Origin of the sequence: Streptomyces sp. NPDC051172, from assembly GCF_040682555.1 — a bacterium.
Lineage (GTDB): Bacteria > Actinomycetota > Actinomycetes > Streptomycetales > Streptomycetaceae > Streptomyces.
In genome coordinates this window covers 22,267-39,304 of record NZ_JBFBBE010000070.1, presented here as the reverse complement: position 1 = coordinate 39,304, position 17,038 = coordinate 22,267, and the positions used below count along the sequence as shown (strand labels likewise).

The window sequence follows — 17,038 nt, the reverse complement described above, 5'->3', positions numbered from 1 at the left end:
GGGGGCGAAGCGGTCTGCATTCGCCAAGAGCGAGGGTTCGGTCCATTCGCATACGTCATCTCGTATGTCCGGCAAGATGGAGTCCGACGGTCCCTTGAGCTGGTCGATTAGGAGAGAACTCGTGGACGACGTTCTGCGGCGCAACCCGCTCTTCGCGGCGCTCGATGGCGACCAGGCGGCGGAGCTGCGCGCCTCTATGAGTGAGGTGATCCTCGCGCGCGGCGACGCGCTGTTCCACGAGGGTGACCCGGGTGACCGCCTGTACGTGGTCACCGAGGGCAAGGTGAAGCTGCACCGCACCTCCCCGGACGGCCGCGAGAACATGCTGGCCGTGCTCGGCCCCGGCGAGCTGATCGGTGAGCTCTCGCTCTTCGACCCGGGGCCGCGTACGGCCACCGCCACCGCGCTGACCGAGGTCAAGCTGCTCGGCCTCAGCCACGGCGACCTCCAGCCCTGGCTGAAGGTCCGCCCCGAGGTCGCCACCGCGCTGCTGCGCGCCGTCGCCCGCCGTCTGCGCAAGACCAACGACCAGATGTCCGACCTGGTCTTCTCCGACGTGCCGGGCCGTGTAGCCCGTGCCCTCCTCGACCTGTCGCGCCGCTTCGGTGTGCAGTCGGAGGAGGGCATCCACGTGGTGCACGACCTCACGCAGGAGGAGCTGGCCCAGCTGGTCGGCGCCTCGCGCGAGACGGTCAACAAGGCCTTGGCCGACTTCGCCGGCCGCGGCTGGCTGCGCCTGGAGGCCCGCGCGGTGATCCTGCTGGACGTGGAGCGGCTCGCCAAGCGGTCGCGCTGAGGTCTTGCGCCCACACGTCAAGACCGAACGAGGCGAGGTGCTGGCGCGTAAGGTCGACGCGATTCCACCTACAAGATCAACAGTCCAGTTCGCCCCCTTATCCTGATCTTCAGGAGCTATAGGGGGGACATGCGTAAGTATCCGCACCGCACGAAGCTGATCACCGCCCTCACTGGAGGGTTTGTGCTGACCGCCGCCACGGTCTTCCTCGTCACCGCGAAGAGCGACGGAGATGGCTGGGATCACACGCTCACATACTCGGAGCGGGCGGTGATCCCCGTTGACGGCGGCCGAATCGAGATCGCCTACGAGTCGGTAGATAAAGCGTCATCGAATATCCCCAACTACGGCGAACGGACCTACACGCCGCACATTTCGGTGACGGCATACAACGATTCCACCGAAGAGAAGACGTACACGATCAGATTCGACGTGTCGCGGGCGGGCGCCCCTGTGAGCACCAGCAGTAATGCCGTAACCCTGTCCGGGGTACGGCCCGGCAGCAGGAGTCGCGGCCAGTACGAAATCACCCAGAGGGAACGCAGCGGGGAGCCCGGGGCGTCGGAGCAGGAGACATACGTCGACAGTCCGACGGGCAAGGACTTCGCTCTGGAGATACGAGAAGTGAAGTCAGAGAAGCACTACGCGGAATCCGGATCTACTCGCTGACATCGTCCGCCTCCGCCTCGGCTGCAGTCGAGGCGCTGCGCTTCGCATTCGCGTCGGGCTGTCGCCCGGCTCTGATCTGCTGGACTTCCTGACGGGCGTCCTCGATGGGGTACCCGGCGTCTTGCAGCATGCGGATGCCCGTCTCGAGCGAGAGCACGCCCGCGGTGACGCCGCGCACCACCTCTTCCAAGATGGCCGTCCGGTCGGTGGGGGTGTGCGGGCCGAACACGATCTGGGCAGACAGCGGGGCCCCGGCAGCCCAGCCCTCGGCGCGGCCGGCCTGGTGAATCCGCTGCACCATCTTCAACAGCAACGTGTACTTGTGGGCCCGCGCGAGCCGCATGGAGTCGACCAGAGAGTCGAGAGGGCCGAGAGACAGCTGGAGGGCGTATCCGCTCGGTACGTCGGAAGGGTCGACGGTTCCCAAGCTGACGGCCGGGAGTCGGGCGTTGACGGCGGCCCTGTCGCGGACTTCCTCAACACGAGCACGAAGTTCGGCGAGTTGGTGAGAGGTGTCGAGGACATCCATGCGGCCGCCGTCGGCGAGCGCGAAGATCGTCCCAGGTTGGACCGCAAGCGGCTTGGGCCTGCCGGTTACACGGTCGACCTCGGGGCGCGCACCGGCCAGGCCGATGATGGGTGCGCCCGTGGTGGCGGAAGCACGAGCGGAGTCGGTGTCTGACTCCGCGAGTTCGTCGAGGGCTTGCATGACCTTCGCGAGCGTCGGCTGCCCGAAATGCTCACCGTCGGACACCGTGTTGCTGATGTGGACGATCGGGATGAAGTCCAGCCGTAGATCCAGCCGGTGTAGAACCTCCCCGTCCCCACGGGTGCGGAAGCGGGCCTTGTCCAGCGGCAATTCGTCCAGGGATTGGCCGTGCCGCAGATCGTCCAAGGACCATTCAGCGTCGGTCAGATAGCAGGTAACGGCCGACGTCCGGCCGGGTGCCCAGGGGTAGGTCCGCTCGATCCTGCCGGAGTCAGGGTTGTAGCGATCGCCGCGCTCTACGACGAGCCCGCCCGCCCCATCGCCGACCGGCTGCCGTATGCCCTGCCCGTCCGCTGCTTCGTGACTGCGTGTGGATGGCGTGATGGGGCCGAGCTCGTACGTGATCCGCCGCAGCCGCGCCTTCATTCCCCTCTTGGAGTCTTCAGCGAGCTCCCAAGCCAGGTGCACACGCTGCGGATAGTCGCCAGGGTCAGCATCGTCCTCGATCACGGGAAAGTAGAAGCCAGGGTCGTACGTCTTGAGGCGTACTCGCTGCTTGTCCGGATCCCAGGCCAACAGATACAGACCGTCTCCGAGGAGCACGGCCTTGCGCTCGGCGGCCTGCATACGCAGCGGGAGCAGCTCGGCCTCCGCCCACGCTCGCAGGCGCTGCTGTACCTCCGCGGCCGCCACAGCCTCGGGCGCCGGGGTGTCATCGGTGGCGTGCTCGGCGCCGGGCACGATGATCTGCTGCGACTTGCCCAGCAAGTGTGCGAGCGCGGTGTCGACGAACGTCGACGCGTCACCGAACTCTCGCCGCTCGGAGGCTGCTTCGTTGCCCGTGAGAGTGGCAAGCTCACCGGCCTGGTTGTTGTCGTAGGCCGCCATGAGCTTGTACGCGGCGAGACGCCGAACTGCCTCGCCGGGCAGCCACGTCGCGTGAAGCTCAGGAGCCAGATATCGGTGAGGCCGTCCGTCGTGCGTGGCGGACATGATCGGCTTGTAGTTGAGCCACGACCAGGCGTCGGTCAGGAAGGTGCGCAAGCCCACGGGTTGAGGTCCGTAACGTCGGCCCCGCGCCTTCTTCACCCTAGGTGATCGAGAATGGGCATGCTCCTCGTGTCAGCGCGGCTGGCGTCAAGGCGAGCTGGTTGCGCGTAGGGTGCGGGATCTATGGAACTTCTCCAGGCTCACGGCGGGTGCCGGGTCTGTGGCCGGGAGCCCGCGGATCATCACCTTGACGGCGAAGGCCCGTTGTGCGACGGCTGTGTGGATGAGCGCATCGCGGCGGCGACGGGCATGCCGAGGCTGCCGGACGCACCACCATCAGTGGTGATTTTTGGTGCGGACGGGCGGCGGCATGTCCTGCGGTATCGGATCTGGCGCGCGCCGACCGGGATCTCCGTGCGGCTGCGCGAGGACGGCGTGCCCGTCGGCGAGGGGTTCGAGTTCGCGGTGCTCGGCGAACACGATGCCGACGTGGTGCGCTTGGCTGCCCGGGTCCGCGCCGACGCGGAGGCGGAGATCGGCCGCTGCTATCTGGAGTCGGATCCGGGCACGGCAGGCTGGCGATTGGCCGGCGATGAGGCCGCGGGTCGGCTGGAGGGGGATCCTGCGGGTGGCCCGGTGCAGGTGGTGGTCGACGGCAGAGTGCTGACTTGGGACGAGCTGGGCGAGGCACTGGCCTCGTTCGAGGGCTGGCGGTTCCGGTTGACCATCGAGTCGTCCATGGTCGATGTGCGCTCGGAAGTGACCAAGGCCAGGTTCGGCATTACGGACCCGTCCGTCTGACCGTCACCGGGGCAGTGCTTGCCGCGGGGCGTCTGGTCGGACTCGAGTAACTGGAACATCTGCCGGGCGACGGCCTGCTTGAGGCAGCGTGTGATTTCGCGGTTGGTCTTGCCTTCACTGGTGCGCCGGTCCGCGTGTGCCTTGGTCGGGGCGTGGTGTTGCAGCCGGGAGAGCACGATGGTGTGCAGTAAGCGGTTGCGCTGGCGGTCGCCGCAGCGGGGTGCTCGCGTGAACTCCCCGATGCGACCTTCCTGTGCTCACCGCCGTCCGGACAGGCGATTGTCGCCGTACGGCGTCAGAGTGCTACCGGACTGGCTGGGGGCGGCGAGTTGCGTGAGGGCGTGGACGGCGGCGTCCATGCGGTCCGGCGAGTCCATGCCGGCGACCCACGTCACCATCTGCTGCTCCAGCGCAGGCCACTCGCCGACATGGTGCACGCGGCCTTGCTCGTAGAGCTGGGCGATCGGCTCTGCTCGAAGTCGCTTGCCCTGCTTTGCAGTCACCGGCAGTACCGCGGGCATGAGCATGCCCTCCGTACGCTGTTCACGCTGCAGTCCCTGCCATGCCTGGTGGAGGATCTGCGTACTCATGTCGCCGCCGAAGTTGGACTCGACCACGATGGCGTCGGCCCGCAACTCGATGGCCAGCAAGCATGCTTCGCGGCCCCATGCATCCGCGCCGCGATTGCCCGAGCGGTCGTCCAGGACGTAAAGGTGTCCGTCGCGATCAGACGCTGCTGCGACGATGCCCGTCTCGTCACCGACAGCGGACTCTCCGCCAGCCGGGTCGACAGCGATGACGATGCGGGCCAGGTCGATGCCGCGCAGCTTTGCTGCGCTGGTCCGGTTCTCGGTGATCCACGGCCACTGCCACACGCCGCCGTCCTGCGGGCGCGGTTGCTGCATGTACAGCGACCACCACACCCGCTCGCCGACCGAGCGGCGGATCTCGGCGAGTGCGTCGGTGTCATACCGCTCAGGCCACAGCGGTGCACCGATCGCACGGCTGAGGGCGTCGTCCTTGGAGAGGGCGAGAGCCGGGAGGTCAATGACCGTCCACCGGTCGCCCTCATCGGCCAGGACACGGCCGGCGAGGTCGTCTTCGTCCCAGCGCGTTTGAATCAGGATCACCGAGCCGCCCGGCTCGATGCGGGTCAGGAGGACGGCCTGCCACCACTCCCACAGGCGCTTGCGCATCGTGGGCGAGGACGCCTCCTGAGCGTCCTTGATCGGGTCGTCCACCACGGCCAGGTGGGCGCCCTTGCCGGTGAGGCCGCCGCCGACACCGGCCATGACCGCGCCGCCCTCGGTGCCGGCCAGGTCGAAACGGTTCGCTGCGCTGGAGCCGGGGCGCAGGCTGACGCCGAGCTGCGGGCCGTACGTGAGGATCGCGTCGCGGATCCACCGACCGTGGTCGTCAGCGAGGTCGGAGGAGTAGGAGGCGATCATCACCCGGTGCTCCGGGCGCCGCCGCAGATACCAGAGCGGCGCCCACCTCGCGGCCCTGCGGCTCTTGCCGTGCCGGGGCGGCATGGTCAGCAACAGCCGAGTCGGCTTCCCAGCCGCGACCTGCTCAAAGGCAGCGTCGATCAGCCCCAGGTGGGGGGCCTGCATCTCCCGGCCGTCGGTGAGCACCGAGGCCATCGCGCCCGGCGAACGGTCCATCGCCAGCTCGCGCTCGATCCGCACAAGCCGAGCCCGCAGTTCAGGGGTTGAGGCTGCGGCTATCTCACGGCGTCGCTGTGCGGGAAGCGACCGGTAGAGCTGGAGGACCGCGGCCTCGTCAGCCCTTGCCATCCTCGCCCGTGTCGCCCCCGGCAAGGGCGATCAGCCGCTCCAGCTCGTCCAGGCCTGCGGTCTCCACCTGGACCGCGGCTCCGTCCGGGCCGGACAGTTCGGTGCGGGCAGGTCGGTCCAGGCCGAGGAGGCGGCTGCTGCGTTCGATGATCCGTACCGCACGGTCCACGGCCTGGTAGTCGCCGTTGCGGATCGCGGCGCGGTAGACGCCGAAGAAGAGTCGCTCGAGTCGCTCCACCATGAGCTGACGCAGCTCATCGGTGTTGGTGTCCAGGGCGGTGGTGCGCTCGACGAGGGCCTTGGAGACGTCCTTGCAGGCGAGCTCGATCAGCCGTTTGTCCGTGGGAGGTTCCAGCCCGCGTTTGTACTTGTCGATGCCGTACCCCTGCGGGTACGCGACACCGTCAGAGTTGATGGCTGGGTCGGCGGCCAGCTTGCGGCCGATGGTCAGCCAGTCGACGCCAGCGAGCTTGAGGTCGATCGCGTCGGCGCGGCGCTGGGTGATGGCAGCCCGGGTGGCGCGGTTGGGGCGGCCCATGACACAACTCCCTGGGCCCCGCGCCTACTGTCCATGATCCCTGACTCAACCGCGAACCGTGCTGACCTGCAGGGTTCCCACCGAGGCCGATAGACCCTTGGGTGGGCATACGCCCAGCGAATCGTCGGGTGCGCCGCAGGCTGATGGGGTCAACGGGCGAGACTGAGGACGGGGCGCCGCATGCGGATCGGGTGTACTTCCGGAACGGCGAACAGAACCGTTGGGGCGCATGTGCCGACATGCGGCAATGGCGGGAGTAGACGCCGCTGTCAGTGGCCGCTGATAGACGTAGTGGATGCCTCATGCCGCACCGATATCCCCCGAACCGGCATGCCACGGATGGAAGTTGCCGACTGGGTTGGACCCGAAATTGCCGTCGCTGGGGAAGCTGATCGCATGGCAGCGCGGCCGGTGCGCGTTATGCGGGCGATGTCCCACCGCGTGCGTAGTGGACCATGACCACGTTACGGGGCTCGTGCGCGGCCTGCTGTGCTCCACCTGCAACACGCTGGAGGGCATGAAGGGCCCCGTGGAGGAGCCGTTCGCCTCCTACCGAAGTCGGCCACCCATGGCGATCATGTGTTTGACGCTTCCCTACCGCTCAGGCGATCGTGAGTATTCCTATCGATGCGATCGACACCTCGGCTACGTGAGCATTCCTTCCGCGTGGTGCCCCGGGATCAGTGACCTCATCCTGCTCGACGATCCATCGGATCCAGCATCCATGGCGCACGCAATGGAAGAATACGAGCGCCGGAGTCCAGGAATGGGTGACATCGGCCGAAGTGAACTCGTCGCGTTCGAATGCGTGGGTCGTCTCCGTCAGGATGGCACCTGTCACGACCAGGTGATGCATTTGGTAGGTGATCCTCCGACGGGGACCGCAGTGTTTGCACCTACTCGCGCTGCGCGGGCGCAGAGTATGACCGGCACTCTGGCTGCCGGTCGGGTATTGGATATGCGCAACGGGCCGCGTGGAATTCCGCCCCGCGGGTCAGCTCCTTTGTGGAGGCGGGTCGATCGTTGAAATGGTTCGATACCTGCTCTGGTACTCGATCGCTCGCGGGTGCTCACCAGTTCGCCGGTGAGCACCCATGAACGCGGCTGGCCTCGCGCAACCGATCAGGCGAACATCAGTTGCTCCGGGCCGCCGTTCTCGTCTCCATCACCTTCAGGCAGGGGTGGTGCGTCGGGGATGTCCCGGTTGCGGCGCAGCCACCACGCGAACTGCCAGTTCCTGCAGGTCCGGTACAGCCGGGAGGTCCTCCCGCTGGCATCGAGAGGAATGGAGTGCTCGCCCCATCCGAGGATGGGGCGAGCGTTGGCCAATCGGACTCCGAGGCCTGGCACGAGGGCGTTCCCCTCCCAGGTCTCGCCGGGGGCGTGCTCGAACGCCAAGTGCGCGTTGCGGGACCAGTCCCAGGGGATCGGTAGCGCGCACAGGTACCAGGCGATTGGCGGGTTCGCTGCGGGTAGGTGAAGTGTCTGCCGACGTTGATGGGTGTTTATGTGTGGTCGGTCGGCTTCCCCGAACGTCTTTAGGCAGTGCTGTGTCAGGTCGAGTTCACGGATGCCGGCCAGCCACATGATGCGGTAGCTGGCTCTGGCTTCGATATCTATGCGAACTCTGCCTGAGTCCGCCTTCGAATGCATTTCTCTACCCCTCCAACTTGGAATTTCTCTCCTCGGTCAATTCTATCAAAATATCCAGAATTCCGCCGTGCTTGCTGTGTCGAAATTCGTTGGGGTAGGGCATATTGAATTCTTCCAAAAATGCCTGACGGTATTCCTCGATCGGTAGGACTCGGGGACGCTTGCAGACAGCCTTGACCGTGGCCCTGGTGGCGTCACTGATCTGTACGTCCTCGAAGTACCGCGACAGCAGGCCGAGGAGGGACTCGGGCGTGTGGTAGCGGATCCGCTGCCACTTGCCGCGTACGAACCGCATGTCGACGTTCTCGCTGTCGAGGAAGGACAGCCGGGTGGAGTCGCGGCTGATGGAGTGCTCGGAGTTCTCGTATGCCAGCTCCCGCTCCAAGTTGCGTGTGCCGATGCACACTTGCCCGTCCGCTGTGCAGAGCGCGTTGACGGTGGTGAGCACCCAGTGCTGGTAGTCGAGGGATGTGGTGGCGTTGATGACCGAGTCGAGGACCACTACCTCGTACAGGCCGTTCTGCCTCAACTCGCGTTCGATGGTGCGGATCTGGCCGACGATCGTGCGGATATCGACGGCGTACTTGCCCTTCAGCGTGCGATAGGGCTCGTAGTCGTGGATCTTGTAGCCCTTGCCGCGCAGGTGCCGGGCGTAGTCGCCGTGCCCGGCACCGAAGTCCACCACCCGGTGGGAGGTGGTCAGCCACGGCAGGACGAGGCGCTCCCACACTTCGGACTTGTAGCGGACCTTGTCTGCCTTGGCCTTCGAGGAGTGCTCTCGCAGCCGGTTGGGCTGCACGATGTGCTGGTTCCACACCGGAGCCTGTTCATCGAGGCCGGTCCAGTCGTAGACGCCGTACGCGCCGGTGAGGTCCTCAACGAGCTGGCCGGCATCGAAGGAGGCGCAGGTCCAGGCGAGGATGTCGAAGCGTTGGGCCTTGGCGACGGCCGCGTACTCGGCGTTCAGCACGATGCGGCCCTGGTCGTCGATGACTACCGACCCCCATGGGCCGTGGGCGGCGGTCATGAACCCGATCGCCTGCTGGAAGGGCAGGTTCTTCGACTGCTCAACGTCGATGGTCTGCCACGGAATCCAGCACCACTGGCCGATCGGCCCCGGCTCCGCGTACACCACGGACGATTCGGTCTCGACCCGGTTGTGCAGGAGGTTGAACTTGATCTCGTCCTGGAGCCGCACTTTCTGCGGCAGGATCATCGCCGGCGTCGTCGTCTCGCCGATCGCCTTCAAGCCCTTGGTCCTCTGGTGGCCCGCGACCAGCGTTCCGTCGGCATTCAGGATCACGGGCTTCACGACGCCGTGGCGGCGTAGCGAGCCTTGAAGGCGGACGAACGAATCCTCGGACAGGCGCCTCGGGTTGTAGTCCGCGGGCCGCAGCTTGGACAGCGGGTAGGCGGGGTCGAAGCGAACGTCGAGCGGGTTCATGCGACCGCTCCCTCTTCGGCACGGTGCTCCTCGTTGAGGACGTGCCAGCCGAACCCGAGGTCTGAGTCGTGGTCGCCGACGAACTGCTTGTACAGCGCGTCGAGCAACTCGACTTCGGCCTGTGTGATCCGTACACGGGTGGACGACCACTGCATGTACCCCCACTGCAGGTAGTCCACCGTCGCCGCGGCCCCGGTGTCGGCCCCATCCGTGGGCAGCTCGATGGGGGCCGGGAGTGCCGTCTCGTCCAGGAGCTGGTCGAGCTGCTCTTGGTCGTAGCCGGTGCCCTGGAGGTCGGGGAGCTCGGTGAGGATGTCCGCGAGGAGCACCGTGTCGTACCCGGCGAGATCGCTGGTGCGGTTGTCGACGATGACGATCTTCGCTGCGGCGGCGTCGTCTACATCGAGCCAGGTCACCGCGATGGTGTCCCAGCCGAGCTGCTTGGCTGCCTTGAAGGTGTGGTTGCCGGCGAGGATCTCGTTCGTGCGTCCCGTGTGGGTGCCGCGGTTGACGACGATAGCCCGGTACTGGCCGTTGGCGGACAGCGACTCGGCGATGGAGTCGATATCGCCAGTACGCGGGTTGCGGTGGTACGGGGCCAGTTCATCGACCGGGACGGCCAATTCCGCGAGCGAGGCCGGAATGCGAGACGCGGTGGACATGAGGCTCCAGCCCCACGCCCAACGTCGAGCCTAGGTGAGTGAAGCGAGACCCTTGACGCCACTGCCTCATCCAGTGGAAGGCGCAGACGGGCTCTCCTGCTGTGGGGCTGCCGACACGGGTATGCGGATACTTCTTCGCGCGGGGAACGAATGGCCCATTTTTCAGAGTGCCTCTGTCAGTGGCGGCTGCTACACCTCCGGCATGACCACGCGTGGTGGTCTCACGCCCCTGATCAGCTTCGCAACCACCCGGAGGCATACAGGCCTGTCCGATCGAGCAGTCTCAAGGCGCCACGAGAGCATTCCGATTCCGCCAATTCCACAGATGCAAGTAGCGAATCCGCTGATCGTCCAGCAACTCCCTGCACGCCATGCCACCGTGCGCATGCGTACAGCCCCACACGATTAAGGAGCACGATGCCCGCCCCCACGCCTGAGCAAAGCGTTGCGGTCGACACCTTCCGACGCGGCGACCACTTGGTCCTTCAAGCCGGTGCCGGGACAGGAAAGACGACAACACTCTCCATGCTCGGGGAAAGCACCAAGAGGCGCGGGAAGTACATCGCCTTCAACAAAGCCATCGCAACGGAAGCGGCCACCAAGTTCCCGAGCAACGTGCAGTGCAGGACCGCGCATTCCCTGGCCTACGCCGCCGTGGGCCGCAAGTACTCTGCGCGTCTCGGCGCGCCCCGAGTCCCCGGCTGGAAGACCGGGGCATCTCTGGGGATCGGCCTCAACATGCGCATCAGGATCGGCGAGCGCAACGTGACTAACAAGGCGCTCTCCTACACGGTGCTGCGAACCGTCACACGGTTCTGCCAGTCAGCAGACTCGACTATCCAGCGGTACCACGTCCCGCGCCTGCGCGGCATCGAGGTCGAAGACCTGCATGCCCAACTCGTCGACGTAGTACTGCCGTACGCCAACAAGGCCTGGCAGGACCTCCAAAACCCCGACCACGGCAGCGTCCGCTTTGATCACGACCACTACCTGAAGATCTGGGCGCTCACCAAACCTCGCATCGAAGCGGACTTCCTGCTCCTCGACGAGGCGCAGGACACCAACCCAGTCGTGGAGAAGGTCTTCAACGCTCAGCGCCGCCACAGCCAGCTGGTCATGGTCGGCGACTCCGCACAGGCCATCTACGGGTGGCGCGGTGCCCGTGACGTGATGAGCCATTTCGACGGTACGCAGCTGGTGCTGTCGCAGTCCTTCCGCTTCGGCCCGGCTCTGGCCGATGAGGCCAACCGCTGGCTCAGCATCGTCGACTCCCCGATCCGCCTGGCCGGAAGCAATTCAATTCCCACAAAACTGGAGCGAGTTGAACATCCGAACGCCATCCTCTGCCGCTCCAATGTCGGCGCGATGCTCGAGGTCATGCACCAGCTCGACCTAGGCCGGCGCGTCGCTCTAGTCGGCGGAGGGGAATCCCTGCGCGCCCTGGCCAAGGCTGCACGGGACCTCAAAGCTGGCAAGCGAAGCACTCACCCCGAACTGATCTTGTTCGACACCTGGGGTGAACTCCAGGAGTACGCGGAGTACGACCCATCGGGCCGAGACTTGCTCCCGCTGGTCGACCTTGTCGATGAGCACGGCGTTGACGTCATCCTCGCCGCGGTTGACCGTCTCGCATTCGAGCAGGGCGCCGACATCGTCGTCTCCACCGCCCACAAGGCCAAAGGCCGCGAATGGGCCTCTGTACGGATCGGCGACGACTTCAGCGAGCCGGTCGATCCGGAAGAGACCGACGCGGACGGTAACCCGTTGCCCGGCGACATCGACGATGGTGAGGCCCGTCTCGCGTATGTTGCTGTCACGCGCGCTCGCCACCAGCTGGATCTCGGTGGCCTGTCGTGGATCAACGAGCACCCAGATGGAACCCCCAACGGGGAAATCCCCTCCCAGCCGCTCTCGGCGGACAACCCGTGGGACCGGCTCGGTCCCTTGTAGCCGAGCGAAGTTGTCAGTGGCCGCTGCCACAGTGGGTGGGAGATAAGGGAAAGGGGGAATCGCTCGGTGCCCATGACGGCGATCCATCCCGAGCTCGGACGAATCGACGCGACGGTCGCGGACTTGGGCTGCGATTCGGCATGGGCCGCAATCCACCGCGTGCGTCCTCGTGTCCCGCTGGCCTGCCCCGAGTGTCGCCACGGTGTGCGCGCCAAGGTGTCACACCTGGGGCTTCGGTTCTTCGCCCACGATCCAGGTGCTCCTACCTGCGGTCTTGCCGGTGAGTCGATGGAGCATCGTCTGCTCAAGCTGGAGCTGGCGACGGCCGCACGGGGCGCGGGCTGGCACGCGGCCCTGGAAGTGCCAGCCGCCGATGGCAGATGGCGGGCCGACGTCATGGCAACCTCGCCTGATGGCACGCTGCGCCTGGCCTGGGAGGCGCAGCTTTCATCGATCACCGAGGACGAGGTTCGGCAGCGCACGGACCGTTATGCCCGGGATGGCGTGCGAGTGTGCTGGGTGGTGACTCAGCCTCGGCGCTGGCGGGGCCGCGTACCGTCGGTCTTGGCGAAGCCGCCAATCGAGGGCCAGCGCACCGCCTGGGAGGTGGTCGAAGGCCTGGTTCGCTTCGCTACAGAGCCGTGCCACCATCGCGTCCCGTGCTTCGGAGGGCACAGCCATTGGCAGAACGTAAAAGCGCCGTTACGCGACCTCGTGGCCTGGGTTCTGGACCGCCAAGTCGTCCCGCATCACTTCGTCTCCCCGGAGCTCTTGTCCGAGCACCAGTGGGAGCAGGTCTGGACGGCGCCACAGTACGTTTCCCTTGCCGCGGACTTCGCCAAGGCCAAGCGGCGGGCACGAAGGAAGAGAGCAGCCGCCGGCACGGTCCGCGTCACGAGCCTGGATGGCCTGGGCCCAGATGCCATCGCCCGCGAGGTCGCCCTACGGATGACCGGCGTCCTGCCTCCTCAGCGTGGCCGACGTGTACGCACGGGAGCTCAGCTGCGTACATCAGCAGAACCACAGTCCCCGGGGGCTGGTGACTCCGCCGGCCTCCCGCGAGTCCACGCCGAGGCGGAGAGCTGGGTGTTGGAGGAGACCGGTGAGCAAGCGACCGTACGGGCCGACCAGCATCTGGCTGGTGGAACGCCCGTCTACCTTGGCGATTCCGTATACGGGGTGATCCGGCCGGACCCTGATCAAATGGACTGGCACCGGTGGCCAGGCCGCAAGAACTGGGTGCTGTTCGTTACGAGCCGGGATGAGCTCAAGTGCATCGCTGCTGCCGCCCCGAACGGTGTCCGCATCATCGAGTTGGAGTAGCGGCTCGACAAGACCATCGAGCTGAGGCGTGCGCCCGACCAATGGCCCCTCGCAGAGCCCGCCGCTGCTGCTCAGTTCCCACAATTCCCCCAACCCACACAGCCACCCATACGTACCCTGATCGGCGCTACTTCTTCAGGGATCTACTCGGATTCGATTGCCGCAGGTGTCGAAATCTCCTGGGCCAACCGCAGGCCGGGGCCGTGCCGCGACTGCTGGTGAGGCCCTGCAGACGGGGGATGCTGCAGGGCCTCACATACAAGAACGTAGAAGGCGGGCGAAGCGTTCCGTCTGCCCATGGAATCTCGTGCCTGTTGCGCTTTGCGGCATTTGTGACAGTTGCTGTGACCGAGTGCGTGGGGTTGGCATGTCACAGGGTGGGTGGCACGGTGACGGCTTTGCCTGTGTGATTACTCTGGCCCCAACAGCGTCGTCGCGGGAATTTGCGCCTGAGGCGCTACGCGCGAACGGCACGGTGTGGGGAGGGGCGCGCATGCGCTTCACGGTGGTGGAACGGGGCGGACGGGAACCCAGAGATCCCCGTTCGCAGGCGGTGCTGATCAGGGAACGGTGGGACGACCAGGGGTTCGTCACCATGTTCCATCTCGCGGTCTACGACAGGCACGGTGAGCGGCACGACATCGGCGAAGTCAAGATCGGCAAGTTCGGGATGGAGCCGAACTCCGCTGTCCAGGTCCCCGACACCTTCGAGTACCTCGACGACACGTTCTTCTCGCTCGGGCAGGACGACAGCTACTACATGCGGCTGCGGGAGCTCGGGCAAGGCAGCCAGATCCGGCAAGTGGTGCTCTCCGCGCTGCGCGACATGGCGTTCGACGAGGAGATCTACCGTCGGGCCAAACCGGAAGCGGTAACGCAGCGGTCCTTGATGCGATTCCTGAAGGGCGCCGCCGTCGAGCGGCAGTTCCGCCGCATCGCCCAGGGCAGCGGCGAACGCGTGCGAGGGTTCCAAGTAGCGTACGAGCCCCCCGTTCCAGCAGGGAGCGGACAGAAACCCGTTCGACTGTCGTTCGCGGTCAGGCCGGAATCGCTGCCGCCGACGAACATTCACGTGTTGATCGGCCGCAACAGCGTCGGCAAGTCGTTCCTCCTCAACAGGCTCACCCGCTGCATCGTCCACCAGGACGCCACCAGCCAAGAGGTGGGGCGCATCATCGGGGACGAGGGCCGGGACACCTTCGCGAACCTGGTCAGCGTCACCTTCAGCGCCTTCGACGAGTTCCCCCTCATCGACCACGCAGACGTAGCGATCGAACGCTACGCCTACGTCGGGTTGAAGATCCCCAGCAGTACGGGCAGCAAGACGCCGCGGATCAAGACTCCGAAGCGACTGACCGACGACTTCGCCGAGAGTGTGGAGGCGTGCCTCACTGGCGTCCGCGCCGAACGGTGGACGAAGGCGCTGCGGACCCTCCAGTACGCCGGCAGCGGATTCATCGCGGAGGACTGGCTCGAGAGCTTCCTCAGAACCCAAAGCGCCGACAGCCGGCGGCGCAAGGCACGCCGCCTGTTCGCATCCCTCAGTTCCGGCCACAAGGCTGTTCTGCTGACCCTGACCAGGCTCGTCGAGCACGTCACAGAGCGCACCCTCGTCGTCATCGACGAACCCGAATCGCACCTGCACCCGCCACTGCTGGCTGCATTCATCCGCGCACTGTCCGATCTGCTCAGCGAACGCAACGGACTCGCCGTGGTTGCTACACACTCACCTGTTGTGCTCCAGGAAGTCCCAGCGTCCTGCGTGTGGAAGATCCACCGGTACGGGAGCGACCTCGTCGCCGAACGCCCCGTCATCGAAACGTTCGGGGAGAACGTCGGCATCCTGACCCACGAAGTCTTCAGCCTGGAAGTCACCGACTCGGGCTACCACCGCTATCTGAGGGATGTCGTCCGGAAGAACCTCTCCTACGAGGCGGTACTCGACCGCTTCGGCGGCCAACTCGGCGGTGAAGCCAAAGCCATCGTGATGGCGCTCATCTCCGTACGAGACACGCAAGGGGGCCTGGGGCCGGATCCGGAGGACCGCACCTGATGCGCCCTCTGTCCGTACCGAACCTGTCCACCCGAACCGTCTACCGCACGTGCATCGGTATGGCCCTGCCCCGGCACAGGACCCGGCTCGAAGCCCTGGAGCAGGCTGTTGTCGACGCGGCGGATGAGTTCGAGGCCGCGGCCGAGGCTGCCAAGCTGCACGAGCTGCAGGAGCTCGCGAAGAAGCCGACTAACGCGGCTGACCGCACGCAGCTCACCACCACGTACACGAGCCGCATGGTGCCGGAGGACTCAGCGGGAAACGAGTTCTACACCCTGCTGAAGAGGGTCCGGCACAAGATCTGTCCCCTGTGCGGGATCCGAGATGTCGCAACCCTCGACCATCAGCTGCCGAAGAAGAAGTTCCCGCTGCTCTCGGTGGTGCCGACCAACCTGGTGCCGGCATGTGGGCACTGCAATCGCCTCAAAGGCGAGGACGTGCCGAAGTCGGCCGCAGAACAGACCCTGCACCCCTACTACGACGACGTGACCGACCAGCAGTGGCTCTTTGCCCGTCTCAACGAGAGCGAGAGCCGCCCGCCCGAGATCACGTACTCCATATCTCCCCCAGAGGATGCGGACAGCGTCCTCGCGGCCCGTATCGTCCACCACTTTCAAACGTTCCAACTGGCAGAGCTGTACGGGGCCAACGGAGGCCGGGAGATGAGCAACATCCGAGGCTTCCTGCGCATCCTTGATGCTGCCGGGAGAGCCACGTACCTGGCGAAGATGGAGCACAGCGTCGCCATGGACAAGGACGCCGGCGGCCTCAACCACTGGCGGAAGGCGCTCTACCAGGCGCTGGCCGGAAACTCCTGGTACGTCAACGGCGGATTTGCTCAATTCTGACTCCCCCGCGTACTGCTACCCAAGGCGTGCTCGACGGGCGCGCGTACTGGGTGAACAGTGTGCGAGGTGGGCAAGCTGTCCAACGGGGTGCCAGGCAGAAGGCACACGACAAGATCCAAGAGCCAAGAGGGAGCCACCGTGGACTTTGTCGGAGGGGTGATCCGGCTGACCCCGCTGGACGACCGCCGTCATCTGATCGACCGCGGCCCGCTGGTGCTGGCCGACATGAAGATCGCGGTGGAGACCGAACCCGATTCGCGTCAGCAGGTCGCCGAACGGTGGGCTATCGACCAAGCGGACGACCATCCCGACGAGTGGCTGCACGTCGACGTAGAGGTTACTGACCTGGGGAAGGACGCTCCGAGCCCGTCCGTCCTGAGTGACCTGGTGGTGGCCGCCACGCGTACGTCCAATGCGGCGATCGAGGTGTGGGGCCCTGCCGCGGCCGATAAGACGTGGCCCTACCTCGTGATGCCGTGGGTGGACTTCGAGGCCATGGGGGCCTGCGCGTCGCACCGCGGCGGGCGCGTGAGCTTCGGAGGGTTCCTGTTCGACCGCGACTGGGGGTGGCACTTCGATCCGCCCACCGAATCGAACGGGCTCCAAGTGCCGTTTACGCCTCTCCTTGAGGTCGCACAGGGCGAGACGTGGGCTGTGGGCTACACCGACATTGCTCCGCCGGCGGCCACACCGCGCAGCGAATGGTCCTCGATCGTTGAGCAGTCGGAGTGGAAGGGCTACATCCCGGGGCGACCGCCCGTCACCAGCTCCTGACTCAGGGCTGCTCAGGCACGGGTGGGGTCGTA

The 17,038-nt window shown here is 66.0% G+C and carries 15 protein-coding genes and 1 pseudogene; 9 read left to right on the top strand and 7 right to left on the bottom strand.

Annotation, left to right across the window (positions count from 1 at the left end; translation table 11 throughout):
- Positions 1 to 121 precede the first annotated feature (121 nt).
- Together AB0N07_RS33065 and AB0N07_RS33060 are read left to right on the top strand one after the other, a co-directional pair.
- Complete coding sequence (locus AB0N07_RS33065; protein WP_365841411.1) at positions 122 to 796, top strand: Crp/Fnr family transcriptional regulator; 675 nt, start codon at positions 122 to 124, stop codon at positions 794 to 796.
- Positions 797 to 925: 129 nt separating this feature from the next.
- Positions 926 to 1,465 carry a hypothetical protein gene (locus AB0N07_RS33060; protein ID WP_365841409.1) on the top strand — a complete coding sequence of 180 codons (540 nt, stop codon included), beginning with the start codon at positions 926 to 928 and terminating at the stop codon, positions 1,463 to 1,465.
- Here the strand turns inward: AB0N07_RS33060 and AB0N07_RS33055 are convergent.
- Positions 1,455 to 3,062, bottom strand: a complete 1,608-nt coding sequence (locus AB0N07_RS33055; protein WP_365841407.1) for a hypothetical protein — start codon at positions 3,060 to 3,062, stop codon at positions 1,455 to 1,457. The two genes, AB0N07_RS33060 and AB0N07_RS33055, sit on opposite strands and share 11 nt — an antisense overlap.
- Before the next feature lie 285 nt (positions 3,063 to 3,347).
- Between AB0N07_RS33055 and AB0N07_RS33050 the strand changes: the two genes are divergently transcribed.
- Positions 3,348 to 3,965, top strand: coding sequence for a hypothetical protein (locus tag AB0N07_RS33050; RefSeq protein WP_365841405.1), 618 nt, complete (start codon positions 3,348 to 3,350; stop codon positions 3,963 to 3,965).
- A 257-nt stretch (positions 3,966 to 4,222) separates the two neighbouring features.
- Here the strand turns inward: AB0N07_RS33050 and AB0N07_RS33045 are convergent, their stop codons facing one another.
- A complete protein-coding gene (locus tag AB0N07_RS33045; RefSeq protein WP_365841403.1) occupies positions 4,223 to 5,761 on the bottom strand; it encodes a terminase family protein in 1,539 nt (512 codons plus the stop codon).
- Entirely contained in the window at positions 5,748 to 6,299 is a 552-nt protein-coding gene (locus AB0N07_RS33040; protein WP_365841401.1) for a hypothetical protein, read from the bottom strand. Before AB0N07_RS33040 ends, AB0N07_RS33045 begins: the two co-directional genes overlap by 14 nt.
- Positions 6,300 to 6,594: 295 nt before the next feature.
- Between AB0N07_RS33040 and AB0N07_RS33035 the strand changes: the two are divergent.
- A pseudogene (locus tag AB0N07_RS33035) lies at positions 6,595 to 6,807 on the top strand (endonuclease domain-containing protein); the annotation flags it as partial.
- Between the two features lie 93 nt (positions 6,808 to 6,900).
- On the opposite strand, the gene AB0N07_RS33030 reads toward AB0N07_RS33035, so the two are convergent.
- The 4 genes from AB0N07_RS33030 to AB0N07_RS33015 all read right to left on the bottom strand — a co-directional run bounded on the left by AB0N07_RS33030 (position 6,901) and on the right by AB0N07_RS33015 (position 10,058).
- Positions 6,901 to 7,155, bottom strand: a complete 255-nt coding sequence (locus tag AB0N07_RS33030; RefSeq protein ID WP_365841425.1) for a hypothetical protein — start codon at positions 7,153 to 7,155, stop codon at positions 6,901 to 6,903.
- Between the two features lie 266 nt (positions 7,156 to 7,421).
- Entirely contained in the window at positions 7,422 to 7,952 is a 531-nt protein-coding gene (locus AB0N07_RS33025; protein ID WP_365841399.1) for a hypothetical protein, read from the bottom strand.
- Positions 7,953 to 7,956: 4 nt separating this feature from the next.
- Positions 7,957 to 9,396, bottom strand: a complete 1,440-nt coding sequence (locus AB0N07_RS33020; RefSeq protein ID WP_365841397.1) for a ParB N-terminal domain-containing protein — start codon at positions 9,394 to 9,396, stop codon at positions 7,957 to 7,959.
- Positions 9,393 to 10,058 (bottom strand): ParB/RepB/Spo0J family partition protein, encoded by a 666-nt coding sequence (locus tag AB0N07_RS33015; protein ID WP_365841395.1) that lies wholly within the window; start codon positions 10,056 to 10,058, stop codon positions 9,393 to 9,395. The genes AB0N07_RS33020 and AB0N07_RS33015 overlap by 4 nt, the downstream gene beginning before the upstream one ends.
- Positions 10,059 to 10,475: 417 nt before the next feature.
- Between AB0N07_RS33015 and AB0N07_RS33010 the strand changes: the two genes are divergently transcribed.
- The 5 genes from AB0N07_RS33010 to AB0N07_RS32990 all read left to right on the top strand — a co-directional run bounded on the left by AB0N07_RS33010 (position 10,476) and on the right by AB0N07_RS32990 (position 17,006).
- Entirely contained in the window at positions 10,476 to 12,008 is a 1,533-nt protein-coding gene (locus tag AB0N07_RS33010; protein ID WP_365841394.1) for a UvrD-helicase domain-containing protein, read from the top strand.
- A 72-nt stretch (positions 12,009 to 12,080) separates the two neighbouring features.
- A complete protein-coding gene (locus AB0N07_RS33005) occupies positions 12,081 to 13,331 on the top strand; it encodes a competence protein CoiA family protein (protein ID WP_365841392.1) in 1,251 nt (416 codons plus the stop codon).
- A 307-nt stretch (positions 13,332 to 13,638) separates the two neighbouring features.
- Positions 13,639 to 15,384, top strand: coding sequence for an AAA family ATPase (locus tag AB0N07_RS33000; RefSeq protein WP_365841390.1), 1,746 nt, complete (start codon positions 13,639 to 13,641; stop codon positions 15,382 to 15,384).
- Positions 15,384 to 16,232, top strand: coding sequence for an HNH endonuclease signature motif containing protein (locus AB0N07_RS32995; RefSeq protein WP_365841388.1), 849 nt, complete (start codon positions 15,384 to 15,386; stop codon positions 16,230 to 16,232). The genes AB0N07_RS33000 and AB0N07_RS32995 overlap by 1 nt, the downstream gene beginning before the upstream one ends.
- Positions 16,233 to 16,388: 156 nt before the next feature.
- The gene (locus tag AB0N07_RS32990; RefSeq protein ID WP_365841386.1) at positions 16,389 to 17,006 is read left to right on the top strand and encodes a hypothetical protein; all 618 of its coding nucleotides are present in this window, start codon (positions 16,389 to 16,391) and stop codon (positions 17,004 to 17,006) included.
- The last annotated feature ends 32 nt before the right edge of the window (positions 17,007 to 17,038 follow it).